A 3,312-nucleotide genomic window follows, 5' to 3' on the forward strand; every position below is an offset into this window, starting at 1 on the left:
GCAGGGGTGCGTTCTTTCGGGCGTAGGCGCGGGCCGCTGCGATCCGCTGCCATTGGCCGCCGGAGAGGTCCCTGCCGCCGGACTGTGAGGGACGGATGTGGGTGTCGAGTCCGTCGGGCAGTGAGTCGATGACCTCGGTGGCGCCCCCGGCACGGGCGGCGGCCAGAACATGGTGGTCGCTCTGGTCTCCTTGGCCGAGAGTGATGTTCTCTCGGATGGTGGCCTGCCAGCGGGCAATGTCCTGGGGCAGCATCGCTAGGCGGGAGAAGAGTTCGTCGGGGTCGACGGTGGTGAGGTCGGTGGTGTCCCAGGTGACGGCGCCGCCGGTAGGGGTATAGAGACCGGCCAGGAGCTTGGCCAGTGTGGACTTGCCGGCGCCGTTGTGGCCGACGATGGCGAGGATCTCCCCCCGTCGGACGGTCAGGGAGATGTCGGTGAGGACGGGGGCGGACGCGCCCTCGTACGTGAAGGTGACGCGGTCGGCGCGGATGACCGCGGGGTTCGCGGGAACCGCAACGGGGGCGGCCGGGAGGGTGGTGCGGGCCTTGGCGTCGGTGAGGAAGTCTGCCCAGTCCTCCAGGTAGAGGCCCATGCGGTAGGTGGTGGTCAGGCCGGTGGCCATGCCGGTCAGCAGTGCCCGGCTGGTCTGGACGGCGATGAGCGCGGTCGCGGCGTCCGCGGTGGGGATCCGGCCGTGGACGGCCAGCCACAGCAGCGCGCCGTAGACGAGGAGGGTGGCAACACCGGCGAGGGTGTCGCCTGCGAGCTGACGGCGGGTGGTGTCGGCGCCGATGCGGGCGGTGTGGTTCTCCAGGCGGCGGCTGACGGTCCGGTACTGGTCCAGAAGCCAAGGCCGCATGGTGCCGGCTCGGACGTCGAGGGCGGTGCTGCGCCCGGCGGCGAGGTACATGAGGATGTGTCGGGTCCGGCGGTCGCCGACGGCGTGCCGGTCGGCGCGGTGGGCGGCCCGGGCGGCGTGCGCTGCGGCCCAGGCCCGGGGCAGGACCGCGAGGAGCAGCAGGGGCAGTAGCAGCGGGTCGAGGGTGGTCAGGATGCCGGCGGCGGCGGCGATGCCGAGCGCGGCGCCGGTGAGGGTGACGAGGGATTCGACGATGGTGTGGGCGTCCTTGGCGGCGCGGTTGGCGGCCTCGCCGTGGTCGCACCAGGCGGTGTTGTCGTAGGCGGCGAGGGGGACGCGGGTGGCGGCGTCGAGATAGGCGATTTCGGCGTGGCCGTCGACGCGGGGGCCCAGGCGGGCGGTCGTCGCGACGGTCGCGGCGGAGGCCAGGGAGCGGGCCGCCGCGACGGCGGCCAGGGCCAGCAGGGCGAGTTCGGCGCGGTCGAGGCGTTCCAGCGGGGCGCCTGCGGCGAACAGCGCGGCGAGTGCGATCCGGGTCAGGTGCAGGGCCACGGCGGTGAGTGCGCCGACGGCGAGTTGGAGTGTGACCAGGCGCAGCAGGGCGGTGCGGTCGGCGTGCCAGGCCAGGGACAGGGTGATCCGCATCAGGCGGGGCAGGGTGCGGATCATCGTGAGCAGGCCGTCGCTGCGGTCCTCGTGGCGTTCGCTGCCGAGCGTCCACGCGGGGAGGGGTTCGGGCGCCGGCCGCCGGCGGCGGCGGCGGAAGCGGTTCCCGAACCGCTCCCCGAGGGGCGTGCGGGGATTTGGCGTGGTCAGGGGGCGGGGTTGTGTGTCTGTCACATCTCCCGCAACGCTTCACCCATACGGGTGGTTACGCCGGCACCCCTACTCCACCACCTGTTCGAATCGCCCGGTGGTGAGCACGGACAGATAGGGCCAGACGCGGTCATTCTCGTCCTGCCCGATCACGTGTCCGTCGGCGACGATCCAGGCGTGGGCGCCGTGCGGCTTGAACCGGGCCCCCAGGACCCACCGGACCGAGTGGCCGGTGAGCGCGGCGGCCAAGTGGACGGCGAGGGACTCTTCCAGGCAGGCGACGCGGCCGGGCCACCATGTCCCCGCTGCTCGGACAGCGGCGAGGACGGCTTCGGCGTCCCGCACGCGGGCGGGGCGACCGGGCAGGCGGGTCGCGGCGCGGGCGACGGCGACTACGTGCCGGATCGGCAGGTACCGCAGGAGCAGCAGGGCGGCGGCCAGGCCGATCACGGCGGCGGCCCGGCCTCGCAAGAAGGGGCGGCCGGTTGGGGCGAAGCGGACCGTCGGGGGCGGGTCGGGCGGCATGTGGTGAACGGGGCGTCCGGCGCGGAGGTGGTCGAGGTCTGCGGCGACGCGGGTCAGATCGGCCCGGACCCGGTCGGGGTCGGCGCCGGTCGCGGCCCAGCGGGCGGTTGCCTTCTCGATCGCGGCGGCCCGTTCCATCGCGTCCGCCGGTAGGTCGAAAAGGGCGGCGGCGATGGGGTCGAGGACGTGCCATCGGCCGGTCGCCAGGTCGAGGACGGCCGCGCCGGCGGGACCGCGGGCGGCGTGAAGGCGGGGCGAGGTCATCGGTTTGTCTCCCGGATTGGTGCCGGCTCCCACCAGTCGTCGAAGGATGGGCGGTTCATCAGCCACACCTCTATGGCGACCAGGGTGTGCAGGCTCACCAGGTCGGCCGGGGAGCCGTGGATCGTCCGGTCCAGGGAGGACAGGACGGCGCTCGTGTCGATGAGACCTGATTCGGCCAGCGTCGATCCGGTGAGCAGTCCACGCAGGGCGGGGGCGTTGACGCGAAGGCCGTCATAGATGCCGGTGAACGCGGTCTTCGTACGGCGTGCGAGGACCGGGGCGTGGACCAGGCCGGTGAGGGCGGCCCGAGCCAGGGGTTTGAAGTCGCCCGGACGGCGCCGCTCCCAGGCGGGGACGGCATGGCAGATGTCAACGATTCGGGTGTCGAGGAAGGGAGCGTGCATCGGCAGGCCCCACAGGGTGCGGGTGACGGTGTCGAGGTTGGCGTGCTCGCTGCCCGTTGCTTCCAGGGCAAGGCGTTCACGCAAGGCCCCGGGCCCGATGGTGGGGTCGGCACTCTGCGCGCGAGCGCCGATGAAGCCGGCCAGTGCGGCGCGGCCCCCCGGGGTGAGCCCCCGGTCGGTGGACAGGCGGCCGCCCCAACGGGCCACGTCGGCGGCGTCGGGGAGCCCTGGCGGGGCGGGGGCTGCGAGGACGGTGTCGGCAAGGTCGGCCAGCGCCTTGGGGTGGGTGCGGCGTCCGGCGGCCGTGACGGCGCGCAGGACGGGGTGGGCGGAGCTCCGGCGGTCCCGAGCGAGCTTGTGGGCGTCGCGAAGCGCCGCGGCGCGGGCGCCGGATCGGTAGCGGTCGGCCGGGGAGGGAAACGCGTCGAGGACGTTGTCGCCACC

General features: G+C 73.9%; 3 protein-coding genes. All 3 read right to left on the reverse strand.

Going from position 1 to position 3,312, the window contains the following annotated elements:
- Positions 1-1,699 (reverse strand): ATP-binding cassette domain-containing protein (locus ADK55_RS38510; RefSeq protein WP_053677961.1); only part of this gene is annotated, 1,699 nt, incomplete at its 3' end.
- Positions 1,700-1,744: 45 nt separating this feature from the next.
- Positions 1,745-2,464: a lasso peptide biosynthesis B2 protein gene (locus ADK55_RS36295; RefSeq protein WP_053677963.1), complete on the reverse strand. Its 720-nt coding sequence runs from the start codon at positions 2,462-2,464 to the stop codon at positions 1,745-1,747.
- Positions 2,461-3,312: asparagine synthase-related protein (locus tag ADK55_RS12240; RefSeq protein ID WP_234350015.1), on the reverse strand; the 852-nt coding region annotated here is incomplete at its 5' end. The genes ADK55_RS12240 and ADK55_RS36295, both read right to left, overlap by 4 nt.

Source organism: Streptomyces sp. WM4235, assembly GCF_001279725.1.
Taxonomy (GTDB): Bacteria; Actinomycetota; Actinomycetes; order Streptomycetales; family Streptomycetaceae; genus Streptomyces.